Here is a 16,019-nt window from a genome sequence, read left to right on the forward strand (position 1 = left end):
AATAATAAAAACAGGCTTTCCAATGAGCCCAAATCTGAGCCTCCTGCGTAAATTCGTCTCGCCTGAAATCATCTTTGGAGCCGGTTGCCGGCACAACGTCGGTAACTACGCCAAGACCTTCGGCGCGCGCAAGGTGCTGGTGGTCAGCGACCCTGGCGTGATCGCCGCCGGTTGGGTGGCCGATGTGGAAGCCAGCCTGCAAGCCCTCGGCATCGACTATTGCCTGTACAGCGCCGTCTCGCCCAACCCGCGTGTTGAAGAAGTGATGACCGGCGCCGAGGTGTACCGTGAACATCACTGTGATGTGATCGTCGCCATCGGCGGCGGCAGCCCCATGGACTGCGGCAAGGCCATCGGCATTGTGGTGGCCCACGGGCGCAGCATCCTTGAGTTCGAAGGCGTCGACACCATTCGCGTGCCCAGCCCGCCGCTGATCCTGATCCCCACCACCGCCGGCACTTCGGCGGATGTCTCGCAGTTCGTGATCATTTCCAACCAGCAGGAACGCATGAAGTTCTCCATCGTCAGCAAGGCGGTGGTGCCGGACGTGTCGCTGATCGACCCGGAAACCACCGCCAGCATGGACCCGTTCCTGTCTGCCTGCACCGGCATCGATGCGTTGGTGCATGCGATCGAGGCGTTCGTTTCCACCGGCCATGGCCCACTCACCGACCCCCATGCGCTGGAGGCGATGCGCCTGATCAACGGCAACCTGGTGCAGATGATCGCCAACCCCACGGACATTGCCCTGCGCGAGAAGATCATGCTCGGCAGCATGCAGGCCGGGCTGGCGTTCTCCAACGCGATCCTCGGCGCGGTGCACGCCATGTCCCATAGCCTCGGCGGCTTCCTCGACCTGCCCCATGGCCTGTGCAACGCGGTACTCGTGGAGCATGTGGTGGCATTCAACTACAGCTCGGCGCCGGAGCGTTTCAAGGTGATTGCCGAGACGTTTGGCATCGACTGTCGCGGCCTCAATCACCGGCAGATCTGCGCGCGGCTGGTGGAGCATTTGATCGCGCTCAAGCGGGCGATCGGCTTCCACGAAACCCTGGGCCTGCATGGCGTGCGCGTGGCGGATATTCCGTTCCTGTCCCAGCATGCGATGGGCGATCCGTGCATCCTCACCAACCCGAGGGAGTCGAGCCAGCGTGACGTCGAGGTCGTCTATGGCGAAGCTCTCTGACGACCAGCAACGCGCACTCGCCGGGTTGCTGGGGCTGGGCGACCAGTCGGCGCGCAAGAGCCATTACCCGGAACTCACGGCGCGGCTGGATGAGCTGGAGGCTGAGCGCAAGCGCTATATCCGTCTCAATGACGAGTTGGAGCAGCGGGTCGCCGCACGCACCGATGAACTGCTGGAAGCCAACCACAACCTGCAACAGCAGATCGCCCAGCGCGAGCAGATCGAACAGGACCTGCGCGACGCCCGCGACGCCGCCCAGGCCGCCAACCGCAGCAAGGACAAATACCTCGCCGCCGCCAGCCACGACCTGTTGCAACCGTTGAACGCCGCACGCTTGTTGATTGCCACCTTGCGCGAACGGCAGTTGCCCAGCGTCGAGCAGGTGCTGGTGGAGCGCACGCATCAGGCGCTGGAGGGCGCCGAGGACTTGCTCACCGACTTGCTGGACATCTCGCGGCTCGACCAGGCGGCGGTCAAGCCGGATGTGGCGCTGTACCGCCTCGACGAACTGTTCGCGCCGCTGGTCTCGGAGTTCCAGTCGGTGGCCCAGGCGGCGGGGTTGAACCTGCGGGTGCACACGGGCTGCTATGCGATCAGCACCGACTTGCGCTTGCTGACGCGGATTTTGCGTAACTTCCTCAGCAATGCCTGCCGCTATACCGACGAAGGTTGCATCCTGTTGGGCGCGCGCAAGCGTGGCGATTGCCTGCGCCTGGAGGTCTGGGACACCGGGCGCGGGATTGCGCAGGACCGGCTGGAGGCGATCTTCCTCGAGTTCAACCAGCTCGACGTCGGCCGCGCAGCGGACCGTAAAGGCGTTGGGCTGGGGCTGGCGATTGTCGAGCGGATCGCCGAGATCCTGGGTTACCCCATCGCCGTACGCTCGTGGCCGGGACGTGGCTCGATGTTCAGTATCGAGGTGCCGTTGAGCACCGAGATCCCTCTGCCGATCAGCCAGTTGCCAGCCCAGCCGACCACCGGCAACCCGCTGCCGGGACGGCGTCTGCTGGTGATCGACAACGAGGTGAGCATCCTCGACAGCATGCGCGCGCTACTCGGGCAATGGGGCTGTGATGTGGTCACCGCCACCGACCAGGCCGGAGCGTTGCTGGCGTTGGAGGGCAGGGCGCCGGAACTGATCCTGGCCGATTATCACCTCGACCATGGGGTGGTGGGGTGTGCGGTGGTCAAGCACCTGCGTGAGCATTTCGAACTGAACATCCCGGCCGTGATCATTACTGCCGACCGCACCGACCAGTGCCGTAGGGCGTTGCGCCGGTTGGAAGCGCCGTTGCTGAACAAGCCGGTCAAACCCGGCAAGTTGCGGGCCGTGTTGAGCCAGTTGTTGGCCTAGGTCAACACGTCGCAGGTGCTTTTAGCCCATGCTCAAGGCTTGATCTAGAGCCTTGGAGTGGCCCATGAGTGCGGCATCTTTCAAATTACCCCTGGGCCTGGTCGTCGCCGTGTTGGTGATGGCCGGGGTGCTGCTGTTGCCGGTGCCCGCCGACTTGCCGGTCGCCGGGCACCGCATGCTGGCGATCCTCGCGTTTGCCGTGGTGGTGTGGATCGCCGAAGCGGTGTCCTATGAAGCCAGTGCGATCATGATCACGTCGCTGATGGCCTTTCTGCTGGGCACCGCGCCGTCGTTGCAGGACCCCGCGCATGTGATCGGCACCAGCCCGGCGATCAGCATGGCGCTCACCGGGTTTTCCAACCCGGCGCTGGCGCTGGTGGCCGGGGCGCTGTTTATCGCAGCAGCCATGACCCACACCGGCCTGGACCGGCGTATCGCCTTGGTGACCCTGAGCCGGGTCGGCACCAGCACCCGGCGCATCCTGCTGGGGGCGATTGCGGTGACGGTGCTGCTCAGCCTCGTGGTGCCCAGCGCCACGGCGCGCAGTGCCTGCGTGGTGCCGATCATGATGGGTGTGATCGCCGCGTTCGGCGTGGACAAACGCTCGAATATCGCCGCCGGCATCATGATCGTGGTGGCCCAGGGCACCAGCATCTGGAACGTCGGCATCCAGACCGCCGCCGCGCAGAACCTGCTCACCGTCGGTTTCATGGACAAGATGCTTGGCCAGCGCGTGTCGTGGATCGACTGGCTGATTGCCGGCGCGCCGTGGGCGTTGATCATGTCGGCGGTGTTGCTGTTCCTCGTGCTCAAGTTGCTGCCGCCGGAGACCGACAGCATCCCCGGCGGTAAAGAGGCGGTGGCGCAGTCGCTGGTGGAGATAGGGCCGATGACCGGCGCGCAGAAGCGCCTGTTGAGCGTTTCGGTGTTGCTGCTACTGGCCTGGGCCACGGAAGGGCGCCTGCACAGTTTCGACACCACCTCGACCACCTACGCCGGCCTGGTGTTCCTGTTATTGCCGGGTATCGGCGTGATGACCTGGAAGGATGTGCAGTCGCGCATTCCGTGGGGAACGGTGATCGTGTTCGGGGTAGGCATCAGCCTGGGAACGGCGCTGCTGACCACCCAGGCCGGGCAATGGCTGGGCGCGCAAGTGGTGGCGCATACCGGGCTTGACCAGGTGGGGCCGCTGGGTGTGTTTGCGATTCTTGGTGCGTTCCTGATCCTGATCCATCTGGGCTTCGCCAGCGCCACCGCGTTGACCTCGGCGTTGCTGCCGATCCTGATCGCGGTGTTGCAGACCTTGCCGGGGGATTTCAGCCGGTTGGGCATGACCATGCTCTTGGGGTTTGTGATGAGCTACGGGTTTATCCTGCCGATCAATGCGCCGCAGAACATGGTGTGCCTGGGGACCGGGACGTTCACGGCGCGGCAGTTCGCCAAGGTGGGGGTTCTGGTGACGCTGGTTGGCTACCTGTTGATGCTGGTATTCGCTGCGACCTACTGGAGTTGGCTCGGCTGGATCTGAATACGCAGGACATCCCAGGGGGGCAGGGCGACGAGTCGACTTGCCCTCGCACATTTCAGGTGATGCCTGTTCTTCGCATCAATTATGCCCTCGACATGGCAAGATGAACTCCGCTCAGGTTTACTGTCTCTGAGTATGGGTTTACCTGAGTCATCGAATGAACAAATACACCCCCCACACCTGGGAGCCCCACGAGCGCCCGAGCCTGCCCGGTTCGCCGTCTACGCCGCTGCACCCGACGCACAAGCGTTGGCTGTTCGCGATGGTGGGCGTGCTGGTGGCGATTACTGGCGGGTTGGGAAACGCGCTGGTCATCGCCAACCTGCAATACCTGCAAGGTGCACTGGGCGCGACCACCGCCGAAATGGCCTGGCTGCCCGCCGCCTATGTGATGACCAATGTGTGCATGAACCTGCTGCTGGTGAAGTTCCGCCAGCAGTTCGGGCTGCGTGCATTTACCGAGGTGTTCCTGGTGCTGTACGCCCTGGTGACTTTCGGCCACTTGTTCGTCAACGACCTCAGCTCGGCCATCGCGGTGCGGGCGGCCCATGGCATGGTGGGCGCGGCGCTGAGTTCGCTGGGTTTGTACTACATGATCCAGGCCTTCCCGGCCAAGTGGCGCTTGAAGTCCCTGGTGCTGGGGTTGGGCACGGCGCAGTTGGCCTTGCCATTGGCACGGCTGTTCTCCGAAGACCTGCTGCAAATCGCCGAATGGCGCGGGCTGTATCTGTTCGAGCTGGGCCTGGCGCTGATCTGCCTGGGCTGCGTGTTCCTGCTCAAGTTGCCGCCCGGCGACCGCTTCAAGACCTTTGAAAAACTCGACTTCGTCACCTTCGCCATCCTTGCCACCGGTGTCGCCTTGCTCTGCGCCGTGCTGTCCCTGGGTCGCATCGACTGGTGGCTGGAAGCACCGTGGATCGGCATCGCCTCGGCCTGTTCCCTGGTGCTGATCATGGCCGGGCTGGCCATCGAGCATAACCGCGCCAACCCGATGCTGATGACCCGCTGGCTGGGCAGTGGCGTGATGATCCGCCTGGCGCTGGCGGTGATCCTGATCCGCATGGTGTTGTCCGAGCAGTCCACCGGCGCCGTGGGTTTCATGCAGATGTTGAACATGAGCTACCAGCAGATGCACACCCTGTATGTGGTGATGCTCGCAGGGGCGATTGCCGGGCTGGCGGTGAGTGCGTTGACCATCAACCCCGCGCACCTGTTGATGCCGCTGGTGATCTCCCTGGCTCTGATGGCCACCGGGTCGGTGATGGACAGTTTTTCCAGCAACCTGACCCGGCCGCAGAACCTGTATGTCAGCCAGTTCCTGCTAGGCTTCGGCGGTACATTCTTCCTGGGGCCGACCATGGTGCTGGGCACCAGGAACGTGCTGGCCAACCCGCGCAACCTGGTGAGTTTCTCGGTGATGTTCGGTATCTGCCAGAACCTCGGCGGCCTGATTGGCGCGGCGTTGCTGGGCACGTTCCAGATCGTGCGCGAGAAGTACCACTCCAGCATGATCGTCGAGCACTTGACCCTGCTCGATCCGCGTGTGGCCGCGCGGGTATCGAGCGGCGGTTCGGCCTATGGCGGCATTGTCGCCGACCCCGAGTTGCGCAACCTCATGGGCATTCGCAGCCTGGCCACGGCGGCGACCCGCGAGGCGAACGTGATGGCCTACAACGATGTCTTCATGCTGATCGCGATCATCGCGATACTGACCATGATCTGGATCTTTATCCGCAGCCTGTGGCTGATGAGCACGACCAAAACAGCAGCCCCTCCCGTTCAACCCAGCGGCGCTTCTTCATGACCGAACCGACTTCCACCACCACGACCACCAACGCCATCGCCGCCACCCCGGAAGGCACCACGCCGCCAGGCGCCTCGGTCACCGAGCCACGTTCCCTGCGGGTGCGCATCGTCTCATCGCTGGGGTTTGCCGCGATTGCCATTGTCGGGGTGCTGATCGTGTTGTATGCCTGGCAGTTGCCGCCGTTCAGCAGCGCCGTGGAAACCACCGAGAACGCCCTGGTGCGTGGGCAGGTGACGATCATCGGCCCGCAACTGAGCGGCTATGTTTTTGAAGTGCCGGTTCAGGATTTCCAATACGTGAAGGCCGGCGACCTGCTGGTGCGCCTCGACGACCGGATCTACAAACAGCGCCTGGACCAGGCGCTGGCGCAACTGGCGGTGCAGAAGGCCTCGCTGGCCAATGTGGTGCAGCAGCGCAACAGCGCCGAAGCGACCATCAAGTTGCGCCAGGCAGCCTTGGTGGACAGCCAGGCACAGGCGCGCAAAAGCACGGCCGATTTGCGCCGCAATGAAGAACTGATCAGCGACGGCTCGGTGTCCAAGCGCGAACTGGACGTGACCCGCGCCGCCAATGCGCAGACCATCGCCGCCGTGGCGCAAGCCCAGGCCAGCCTGGAAATCGCGCGGCAGGACCTGCAGACGGTGATCGTCAACCGTGGCTCCCTGGAAGCCGCCGTAGCGAGTGCCGAGGCGGCGGTGGAGCTGGCACGTATCGACCTGTCCAACACCCGCATCACTGCGCCGCGTGACGGTCAGTTGGGGCAGATTGGCGTGCGCCTGGGGGCCTACGTCAACTCCGGCGCGCAACTGATGGCGCTGGTGCCGCCGCAGCTGTGGGTGATTGCCAACATGAAGGAAACCCAGATGGACAACGTGCAGGTCGGCCAGCCGGTGACCTTTACGGTGGATGCCTTGAACCACCGCAAATTCCACGGCACGGTGCAGCATATTTCCCCGGCCACCGGTTCGGAGTTCAGCCTGTTGCAGGCGGACAACTCCACCGGCAACTTCGTGAAGATTGCCCAGCGCGTGCCGGTGCGGATCACGGTGGACCCGAACCAGGCCGAGAGCGAGCGATTGCGGCCGGGGTTGTCGGTGGTGGTGAGTATCGACACGGCTGGGCGCCTGAAAAACTCTCCACCCTGACACAACGCAAATCAAAACTGTGGGAGGGGGCTTGCCCCCGATAGCGGTGTGTCAGCCACCCAATGGATTACTGATTCACCGCCATCGGGGGCAAGCCCCCTCCCACCGGTTGTCTGTATTTCAGCTTGAAATTGAGTTGTACCGACTGCTTGTGTTCCAGCAGTTTCAGGCCCGGCCGCCCCGCCAGGTGATGGGCATTCACCGGATGGCTCACCGGTTCGATGCAAAAGAACCCCAGCCCCGGCGGGCAGTACAGCAGGAAGTAGTCGGCGCCGGTGGCCTGGCACTCCAGGGCATAGCCCAGCTCCGGTTGCTCGATCAGGCAATGTCCATCCCACTGACAAAAACCGTTGTCCACCAGGCCTTCCGGCAAGGTCTTCAACGTCTGGAAATCCCAGGCGGCGGGTACCGGTGCCAGCTCCGTGGGCAGTTTCGACGGGGCACTCATCCACACCTGCGAGGCCTTGGCCTGCAACCGCGTTTGCGCTGTGCGCGGCAGGTAGGGATGCAATCCCAAGCCGTGCCACGCCGGTTTGTCCGCCAGATGGGTCACCCGCAACGTGATGCTCAGCTCGCCGTCGCGCAAGCAAAACCGCTGCTCAGCGCGATAGGCGAACGGTGTGTCGCACACCAGTTGCAGCACCACTTCGTCCGCCGACTGGCTGACCACCTGCCACGCTTGTTGCCAGGCCGACCCGTGAATGGGCAGTGGGTCGGTCAGGCTGTTCGGCGTGAGCGCCAGCCAGCCGTCGGGGTTATCGAAACCCCCTTCGGCGATCCGGTTGGACCAGGGTGCCAGCGGATAACAGCCGAGTTTGCCCGGCAGGCCCGTGTCCAGGGCCTGTTGGTCGCTGTGGCGCAACAATGGCTGGCCGCTGGCTCGCACGCGCCAATTGACGATGCTGCCACCCACGGCCGGGGCCAGGGTGAGGTGGGTCAGGTTGTCTTCCAGTTCGATCAGCATCACAGCACCACGCTCGGCAGCCACAATGACAGCGCCGGAATGTAGGTCACCGCCATCAGGATCAGGAACAGCACCGCATAGAACGGCAGCAGTGCCTTCACGGTTTTTTCAATGCTCACCTTGCCCACCGCGGCGCCCACGAACAGCACCGCGCCCACCGGCGGGGTGATCAGGCCGATGCCGAGGTTGACCAGCATGATCATGCCGAAGTGCACCGGGTCGACACCGAGCCCGAGCACCACCGGCAGCAGGATCGGCGTGAGGATCAGGATCAGCGGCGCCATGTCCATCACCGTGCCGAGCAACAGCAGCATGACGTTGATGCACATCAGGATCACGTAGCGGTTGTCCGACAGGGTCAGGAACGCCGTGGTGATCTTCGCCGGGATCTGCATCAGGGTCATGATGTAGCCGAAGCTGGCGGCGAAGGCGATCAGGATCATCACGATGGAAATGGTGCGCACCGTGCGGTGCATCAGCTTGGGCAGCTCGCGCCATTTGTAGTCGCGGTAGATGAACATGGTCACGAAGAACGCCCACAGCACGGCAATCGCGGCCGATTCGGTGGCGGTGAAGATGCCCGAGAGGATGCCGCCGAGGATGATCACCATGGCCATCAGGCCCCACAGGGCATCTGCGGCGATCTTCAGCGCCTGCTTCAAGGGGATGACTTCGCCCTTGGGGTAGTTACGCTTTTTCGCGAAGATCAGGCACAGCACCATCAGGCAGGCGCTCATCAACAGGCCCGGCACCACGCCGGCCATGAACAGCGAGGCGATGGACACCGTGCCGCCGGCGGCCAGGGAGTAGAGCACTGAGTTATGGCTGGGCGGCGTCAGCAACGCCTGCACCGAACCGCTGACGGTCACGGCGGTGGCAAATTCCCGTGGATACCCACGGCGCTCCATTTCCGGGATCAGCACCGAGCCGACCGAGGCGGTATCGGCCACCGACGAACCGGAGATGGCGCCGAAAAACGTCGAGGCCATGATGTTGACGAGGGACAAACCGCCGCGCACAAAACCCACCAATACCCCGGCAAACGCCACCAGGCGACGTGACATGCCGCCCTCGGCCATGATCGCCCCGGCCAGTACAAAGAACGGAATCGCCATCAGCGAAAACTTGTTCACGCCCCCGGCCACCTGGATCATCAAGGCCTGGAACGGGATGTCGATCCACCACGCGCCGATCAGTGCCGACATTCCCAGGGCATAGGCCACTGGCATGCCCAGCAGGATCAAGGCGATAAAACTGCCCAACAGAATCAATGCATCCATGTCAGGCAGCCCCTTCGTTTTCTTCCACCAGGTCGAACCGCACCACGCGCCGCTGGCTCTGGTCGCCGAGCAGGAGTTTTTCCAGTACGAACACCAGGGTCAGCAGCCCGCCGATCGGGATCGGCATATAGGTGATGCCTACGCGCAGTGTGGGGATGGCACTCATGAACTGGTTCCAGGTGGACAGGCACAACTTGGTGCCCCACACGGTCATGAACAGGCAGATGGTGGCCATCAGCAGTTGCGCGACGATAGCGGCGATGTGGCGTTGGCGTGGCGGCAGGCGGTCGGTTACCACCGCCACCGACATATGCGCGCCGGCGCGGTAGCTGGCGGCGGCACCGATGAACGTGAAGATCAGCATCAGCAGGATGGCGGTGGGCTCCGGCCAACTGGCGCCGGTGCCGAGGACGTAGCGGGCGAAGATGCCCCAGGGGATGATCAGCGCGACCCCCAGTACCGAGAGGCCGGCGACCCAGATGCAGGTCATGTACAGGCGGTCGTTGATGCGCAGCAGTAAATTCTTCATGGCGTTCACCGTAACCGGGCGCGTCGATACCGACCGCGCCGGGCCTTGCTAGAGAAGGAGGGTGTTACTGAACGGCGTCGATACGCTTGATGATGTCGGCGTACGCCGCGCCGTATTTGGCGCGAACCGGCGCGGTGGCGTCATAGAAGGGCTTTTTGTCGACAGTAATGAACTCCACGCCGGCGGCCTTGAGCTTGGTTTCACTGCTGGCGGACTTGGCGTCCCACAGCACGCGTTCATCCGCCTGGGCGGCCTTGGCGGCTTTCTTCACCATGTCCTGCTGGGCGGGAGTGAGCTTGTTCCAGGTGATTTTCGACATCACGATGGGCTCGGGCAGGATCAGGTGTTCGGTGAGGGTGTAGTACTTGGCGTTCTGGAAGTGGTTGTGTTCGAGCAGGGTCGGCGGGTTGTTTTCTGCACCGTCGATCACCCCGGTCTGCAGGGCGCTGAAGATCTCGCCGGTGTCCATGGCAATGCCGTTGGCCCCCATTTCATTGAAGGCTTCGATGAACAATGGGTTGCCTTGCACGCGGATCTTCATGCCCTTGAGGTCTTCGATCTTGCGCACCGGTTTCTTGGTGTAGAGGTTGCGCGTTCCGCCGTCCATCCAGGCCAGGGCCACCAGGCCGAATTCCGAATCGGTGATCTTGGCGAGGATCTCATCGCCGATCTCGCCGTCGATGACCTTGCGCATGTGCGCCTGGTCACGGAACACGAACGGCAGGTTGAACACATTCACGTCCGGCACCACCGGGCCGACGATACCGAGGCTGACACGGGTCATCTGGACCGCGCCGACCTGGGCCTGTTCGACCACTTCTTTCTCGGAGCCCAGCACACCGCCGGGGAAGTACTTGAAGGTCAGTTCGCCGTTGCTTTCCTTGGTCAGGGCCTTGCCCATGTTTTCTTCGGCGACGACGGTGGGGTAGCCGGCGGGGTGGATGTCGGCGAACTTGATTTCCAGGGCGTGGGCGGCGCTGGCGAGGGAGAAGCATGCAGCGGCGAGCAAGGTGCGTTTGAAGTCCATGGGGGTTCATTCCTGTCTTGTTATTGTTGTATTCAAGGCACAGCGATGCAGCTAGAGGGTGAACGTGGGCTCCGGCAATCCGACAACGCCGGGGTTGAGGGCAAACACGCCGCCGGACAGCGACTGGGGGCTCTGGTCGTCACGGATCGAAGTGACGAACAGGGTGTCCAGGCGGCTGCCGCCGAAGGCGCACATGGTGGGCTTTTTTACCGGTACGGTGAGGGAGCGGTCGAGGCGGCCGTCGGGGGTGAAACGGTGGATCAGGCCGGCGTCGTTGGCGCAGATCCAGTAGCAGCCTTCTGCGTCTACCGCCGCGCCGTCGGGGCGACCGAGGTAGTTGTGCATGTCCACGAAGACGCGGCGGTTGGAGGGCGTGCCGGTGTCGATGTCGTAGTCGAAGGCCCAGATCTGTTGCACCAAGGGGTGTGAGTCCGAGGCGTACATCGTACGGCCATCCGGGCTGAACGCCAGGCCGTTGAGGGTGATGAAACCGTCCAGTTGTGCATTGGGCACGGCGCCGGAAGCGTAACGGTAGAGGATGCCCTCGGGCGCATTCAAGCCCATGTTCAGCACCATGCTGCCGGCCCAGAAGCGGCCCTGGCGATCACAGCGGCCGTCGTTCAGGCGCATGTCGGCACGGGGGTGTTCGACTCCAGCCAAGGGCGTGGTGTCGAGGCTGCCGTCGTTGTACGGGGTAAGCTGGAAAAAGCCGCTTTCCATGCCGGCGACCCAATTGCCCGCATCGGTACGGGCGATACAGGCGAGCATCTGCGGGGCTTTCCAGGCGGCGAGATGGCCGGTGGCGGCGCTCCAGCGTTGCAGGCCGCCGTTGGGAATATCTACCCAGTACAGCGCATTTTCCTCGGGCACCCACACCGGGCATTCACCCACGGCATTGCGCGCGTCGACAATCAATTCGGCGTTCATGGGTCAATCACCGAAGGGGCCGGCCGCGCAGAACGCGCCGCCCTGATAGACCTTGGCCGGGTCATCGGCGGCTACGGGCGGCTGGCCCTCGACCTGGGCACGGAACACTTCGGAGCTGTCCTTGGGCGCAAAGCCCAGGTGAGCGGCGTAGCGGTTGTCCCACCAGGTGTCGAGGTTATCCGACATGCCATACACCACGGTGTGGCCGACGTTGGGCGTGTACAAGGCGCGTTCGAGCAGTTGGGTCAGGTCATCGAAACTCAGCCAGGTGTGCATCATGCGGCGGTTCTGCGGCTCCGGGAATGACGAGCCGATGCGGATGCTCACGGTCTGGATGCCATAGCGGTCGAAGTAGAAACTGGCCATGTCTTCGCCGTAGGACTTGGACAAGCCGTAGTAGCTGTCCGGGCGGCGCGGCGAGTGGGCGTCGAGGTGTTCGCCCTGCTTGTAGAAGCCGATCACGTGGTTGGAACTGGCGAAGATCACACGCTTCACGCCGTGGCGGCGGGCGGCTTCGTAGATATGGAAAATCCCGCAGATATTGGCGCCGAGCACTTCTTCGAACGAACGCTCAACCGATACGCCGCCGAAATGCAGGATGGCGTCGACGCCTTCCACCAGGTGGTGCACGGCTTGCTTGTCGGAGAGGTCGCAGGTCTGCACTTCTTCGGACGCGTCGGCAGCCGGCGCCATGTTGGCGATATCCGACAGGCGCAGCACGTGGGCGTAGGGACGCAGGCGTTCGCGCAGGACTTTGCCGAGGCCGCCGGCGGCACCGGTGAGCAGCAGGCGGTTGAATGGAACGGGCGGGGTGGTGAGGGTGGTCATGTAGGTTCCATTGTTGTTGTAGGTTGTCGTATGACTTTGCCGAAGTATCGTTATTGATTCCCCGGCTTGTCAACGCTCTTCAGGCTGGCATTGCTCAAATGTGGGAGGGGGCTTGCCCCCGATGGCAGTGTGTCAGGCAGCAGATATGCCTCTGGTCCGCCGCCACGGGGGGCAAGTGCGAATCGTCGCACTGCTTCTGTCACCTTTAGAGCAGTGAAATCGGGTAGCTGATGAACAGGCGGTTCTCGTCGAACTCGTTATTGCTGAAATCCCGACGCATGGTTGAGTTGCGCCAGCGCACGTTCAAATCCTTCAGCGCGCCACTCTGCACCGTGTAGGCCAACTCCGATTCGCGCCCCCATTCCTTGCCATCGGTGATCGCCCCGGTGTGCACGTTGCTGCCGCTGATGTAGCGGTTCATCAGGGTCAGCCCGGGAATGCCGAGCACCACGAAGTTGAAGTCATGGCGCACCTGCCAGGATTTCTCCTTGGCGTTGTCGTAGCTGGCGTTGTAGCTGTCGTTGGCCAGGGTGCCGCCGCTGGTGCCGTTGACCCGCATCCACACGCTGTCGCCGGTGAGTTTCTGCAGGCCCACATAGAAGGTGTTGCCGTTGTACTTGGCCGAGAGGAGGGCGAAGGCGGTCTTGTTGTCGAGGTCGCCAGCCAGCGCGCTGCCGTCTTCCTTGCCGGTGAAAAAGCCAAGGTTGGCGCCCAGGGTCCAGTCGCCCACGGGTTGGCTGTGGGTCAGGTTGAAATACCGTTGCTGGTAGATGTCGGTGAGTTCGGCGTACCACACACCGACCTGGGTGCGCTTGTCGTTGAAGGTGTATTCGCCGCCACCGAAATTGAAACGGTCGGAGGTGAACGCGGCTTTGCCGTTCATGAACATGTCTTCCATGCTCGCGTCGTTGCGCGGGCTGTTGCCGCGAAACTGGCCGCCGTAGAGGGTCAGGCCGGCGATCTCATTGGAGGTGACCTGGCCGCCACGGAAGGTCTGGGGCAGGGAACGGCCATCGTCGGAGCGCAGGATCGGCAGCACCGGCATCCATTCGCCGACTTTCAGTTCAGTCTTCGATAATTTGGTTTTCAGCGCCACACCCAGGCGCCCGAAGTTATCGGCCGGGCGGCCATCGCTGTGGATCGGCAGCAACTGCGTACCGCCAGTGCCTTTACCGCCGTCGAGCTTTTGCGAATACAGGCCCAGCACATCAATGCCGAAGCCCACCGTGCCTGTGGTGTAGCCGGACTTGGCATCGAGGATGAAGTTCTGCGTCCACTCTTCGGCCTTGCCCTGAGGGTTGCTCGGGTTGGTGAAGTTGCGGTTGAAGTAAGCGTTGCGCAGGTTGAGCGTCGCTTTAGCATCGTCGACGAAGCCTTCGGCTTGGGCGTTGAGGGGAAGGGTGAAGGCCAGGCTGCCGAGACCGATAAAACCCAGGCGGACGGAGGAATTGCGCGCGAGTGAACTCACAGTGAAGCTCCCTTTCTTTTGTTGTTTTTATTATTTGTTATACGTTGTCGTACAACATTGGGTGCGATATTTGCGAGGTTTTCAGGCGCTGTCAAGTAGAAGTTATACGATGACCTGCTCGGTGTGGAGGTTCAATGTGGGAGGGGGCTTGCCCCCGATGACGGTGTGTTTCAGTCAACCATCAGCATCGGCGGCAAGGTGCCCAGGAGGGAAACGGCGGCGACGGCGGCAATCCCCAGCACCCACTCCAGCTTCACACTGGCCTTCAGGCTGCCCAAGCGTTCTTCACAGCGCTCGATACGCAGCCGGTTCAGCAGCGCCAGGGCCAACATGCCCAGCACCAGCAGCACCTTGATCAACAGGATCAGGGCAAAGCCGTTGAATAACGGCGTGGGCCACAGTTGCCCGGTGAGTACGCGCACGTTGATCAAGCCAGTCACCAGCAAGCCGGCGACCAGGCCATAACCCACACCGCTGAAGCGTCGCAGGATTGGCTCCAGCGCAACAGGCGGGGATTGGCGCTGGATCAACACCAACAGCAGCAAGCCGCCGAGCCAGGCACCGACACACACCAGGTGCACCACCTGATTGAGGATCAGCAATCTGCCGCTGAGCCCGTCCAGCATGGCGCCATGGCCGACCGGTGCCAGTGTCGCCAGCAGCAGCGCGATCACTGGCAGGCGCACCATCGGCCAGGGTTTGGCCAACACGATCACCAGCAGCAGGTTCAGCAACAGGTGCCACACCCACACCTGGCCGAAGAAGGTCTTGCCCAGCACCAGCTGCACCGTGGCCGGCTGCAGCGCCGCGTCCCAACTGCCGGCCATGCTCGCGGTGATCAGTAACAGCCAGGCGACGCCGGACCCCAGCCCCAGCCAGGCCAGTCCACGGGTGATCCGCTCAAGTTGCCGGTCCAGTGCCGGTTGCGGTGCAGCGCCGAGCAGCCAGGGCCTGAATGCGCAGGCCCCGAACATCAACAACACGACGCTGAAATGCAGGAAACGGCACAGCACCAGCAGGGTTGCCATGGGTTACTGGCCGACCTTGAAGCTGTATTCGCCGTTGCTCTTGTGGGTGTCGACCGACACCGCGTTCCACACCACTTTGTAGGTGCCGGCGGCCAACGGGGCGGCCGGGGTGACCACCAGCACTTTCTTGTCGGCGTCCGGTGTTTCCAGGCCCTTGATCGCGATTTCGGTGCCGTCCTTGCTCAGCGACACCTTGGTGAAGGTGGCTTCGACGCCTTCGCTGAAGGTCAGGCGCAGGTCCTTGGGCGCTGCGACGCTGCTGTCGGCCGCTGGCTCCGCAGCCTTGAGGTGGGCGTGGGCAAACGCTGCCGAGGCGCCGAGCAAGGAGGCGAGCAGGGCGAGGGTGGTGAGGCTTTTCTTGATCAACATTGTTCAATACCTTCGGGGTCAGGGAGTCGGTAGAGCCATGTGCAGCAAGGGAAAGGGCTTGCCTTCGCCATCCAGCGGCGAGCGCGCGACCTGGATAAAACCATAGTGCAGGTAGAACCCCACGGCTTGTGGGTTTTGTTCGTTTACATCGACGGTGAGCGTGTCGTGACGGGCACGGACGTGGTCCAGCAACTGGCGGCCGATGCCCTGGCCACGACGCTCGGGGTCGATAAACAGCATCTCCACATTGTTCCCGCCGGTACCGATAAAACCGGCGATGCCTTGTTGATCTTCATACACCCACACTTCCAGGGCAGGCATCGGCAGGTAGGTGTCGCGTACCAGGGGCAGCAAACGTTGAATGTCATCCTCGGGGAGGAAGTCATGGGTGGCGCGCACCGAGCGTTCCCACAGTGCTCCCAGCACGGGGTCGTCGGTGGCCACACGAGGTCGAATAGTCATTGCAATGATCCTTCATGGGGACCGCGATCCTAACCAATCCGATTTCCGGGGGAAAGGTTCGCGTCAGAAGTTTCACTATGGCCTGTCGCCCCGATCTAGAGCCGATGGTAGTCTTTA

15 protein-coding genes are annotated in these 16,019 nt (G+C 62.9%); 5 read left to right on the forward strand and 10 right to left on the reverse strand.

Annotated elements, in window-relative coordinates; genetic code table 11:
• Positions 1-22: 22 nt before the first annotated feature.
• The 5 genes from ercA (at position 23) to NL123_RS11080 (ending at position 7,020) form a co-directional block, all read left to right on the forward strand.
• Positions 23-1,186 carry an alcohol dehydrogenase-like regulatory protein ErcA gene (gene ercA, locus NL123_RS11060; RefSeq protein ID WP_248482532.1) on the forward strand — a complete coding sequence of 388 codons (1,164 nt, stop codon included), beginning with the start codon at positions 23-25 and terminating at the stop codon, positions 1,184-1,186.
• A complete protein-coding gene (locus tag NL123_RS11065) occupies positions 1,170-2,540 on the forward strand; it encodes an ATP-binding response regulator (RefSeq protein ID WP_248482530.1) in 1,371 nt (456 codons plus the stop codon). Before ercA ends, NL123_RS11065 begins: the two co-directional genes overlap by 17 nt.
• A 64-nt stretch (positions 2,541-2,604) precedes the next feature.
• Positions 2,605-4,068 (forward strand): DASS family sodium-coupled anion symporter, encoded by a 1,464-nt coding sequence (locus NL123_RS11070; protein WP_248482528.1) that lies wholly within the window; start codon positions 2,605-2,607, stop codon positions 4,066-4,068.
• Between the two features lie 157 nt (positions 4,069-4,225).
• Positions 4,226-5,872 carry an MFS transporter gene (locus tag NL123_RS11075; RefSeq protein ID WP_494357766.1) on the forward strand — a complete coding sequence of 549 codons (1,647 nt, stop codon included), beginning with the start codon at positions 4,226-4,228 and terminating at the stop codon, positions 5,870-5,872.
• Complete coding sequence (locus NL123_RS11080; RefSeq protein ID WP_494357767.1) at positions 5,869-7,020, forward strand: HlyD family secretion protein; 1,152 nt, start codon at positions 5,869-5,871, stop codon at positions 7,018-7,020. Before NL123_RS11075 ends, NL123_RS11080 begins: the two co-directional genes overlap by 4 nt.
• A gap of 67 nt (positions 7,021-7,087) precedes the next feature.
• Here the strand turns inward: NL123_RS11080 and NL123_RS11085 are convergent, their stop codons facing one another.
• The 10 genes from NL123_RS11085 to NL123_RS11130 all read right to left on the reverse strand — a co-directional run bounded on the left by NL123_RS11085 (position 7,088) and on the right by NL123_RS11130 (position 15,902).
• On the reverse strand, positions 7,088-7,984 hold the full coding sequence (locus tag NL123_RS11085) for an aldose 1-epimerase (RefSeq protein WP_494357768.1): 897 nt from the start codon (positions 7,982-7,984) through the stop codon (positions 7,088-7,090).
• The gene (locus tag NL123_RS11090) at positions 7,984-9,264 is read right to left on the reverse strand and encodes a TRAP transporter large permease (protein WP_058426831.1); all 1,281 of its coding nucleotides are present in this window, start codon (positions 9,262-9,264) and stop codon (positions 7,984-7,986) included. Before NL123_RS11090 ends, NL123_RS11085 begins: the two co-directional genes overlap by 1 nt.
• A 1-nt stretch (position 9,265) precedes the next feature.
• On the reverse strand, positions 9,266-9,793 hold the full coding sequence (locus tag NL123_RS11095; RefSeq protein WP_248482520.1) for a TRAP transporter small permease: 528 nt from the start codon (positions 9,791-9,793) through the stop codon (positions 9,266-9,268).
• Between the two features lie 64 nt (positions 9,794-9,857).
• Positions 9,858-10,820 (reverse strand): TRAP transporter substrate-binding protein, encoded by a 963-nt coding sequence (locus tag NL123_RS11100; RefSeq protein WP_071493518.1) that lies wholly within the window; start codon positions 10,818-10,820, stop codon positions 9,858-9,860.
• 51 nt (positions 10,821-10,871) lie between these two features.
• Positions 10,872-11,747 carry an SMP-30/gluconolactonase/LRE family protein gene (locus NL123_RS11105; protein WP_494357769.1) on the reverse strand — a complete coding sequence of 292 codons (876 nt, stop codon included), beginning with the start codon at positions 11,745-11,747 and terminating at the stop codon, positions 10,872-10,874.
• Positions 11,748-11,750: 3 nt separating this feature from the next.
• Positions 11,751-12,575, reverse strand: a complete 825-nt coding sequence (locus NL123_RS11110) for an NAD-dependent epimerase/dehydratase family protein (RefSeq protein ID WP_494357770.1) — start codon at positions 12,573-12,575, stop codon at positions 11,751-11,753.
• A gap of 205 nt (positions 12,576-12,780) precedes the next feature.
• Positions 12,781-14,043, reverse strand: a complete 1,263-nt coding sequence (locus tag NL123_RS11115; RefSeq protein ID WP_494357771.1) for an OprD family porin — start codon at positions 14,041-14,043, stop codon at positions 12,781-12,783.
• A gap of 170 nt (positions 14,044-14,213) precedes the next feature.
• Positions 14,214-15,071: a copper homeostasis membrane protein CopD gene (gene copD / locus NL123_RS11120; protein WP_248482512.1), complete on the reverse strand. Its 858-nt coding sequence runs from the start codon at positions 15,069-15,071 to the stop codon at positions 14,214-14,216.
• A gap of 3 nt (positions 15,072-15,074) precedes the next feature.
• Positions 15,075-15,440, reverse strand: coding sequence for a copper homeostasis periplasmic binding protein CopC (copC, locus tag NL123_RS11125; RefSeq protein WP_058426824.1), 366 nt, complete (start codon positions 15,438-15,440; stop codon positions 15,075-15,077).
• A gap of 18 nt (positions 15,441-15,458) precedes the next feature.
• Positions 15,459-15,902 carry a GNAT family N-acetyltransferase gene (locus NL123_RS11130; RefSeq protein WP_494357772.1) on the reverse strand — a complete coding sequence of 148 codons (444 nt, stop codon included), beginning with the start codon at positions 15,900-15,902 and terminating at the stop codon, positions 15,459-15,461.
• Positions 15,903-16,019 lie beyond the last annotated feature (117 nt).

Source organism: Pseudomonas sp. FBCC-B1565 (assembly GCF_059133265.1).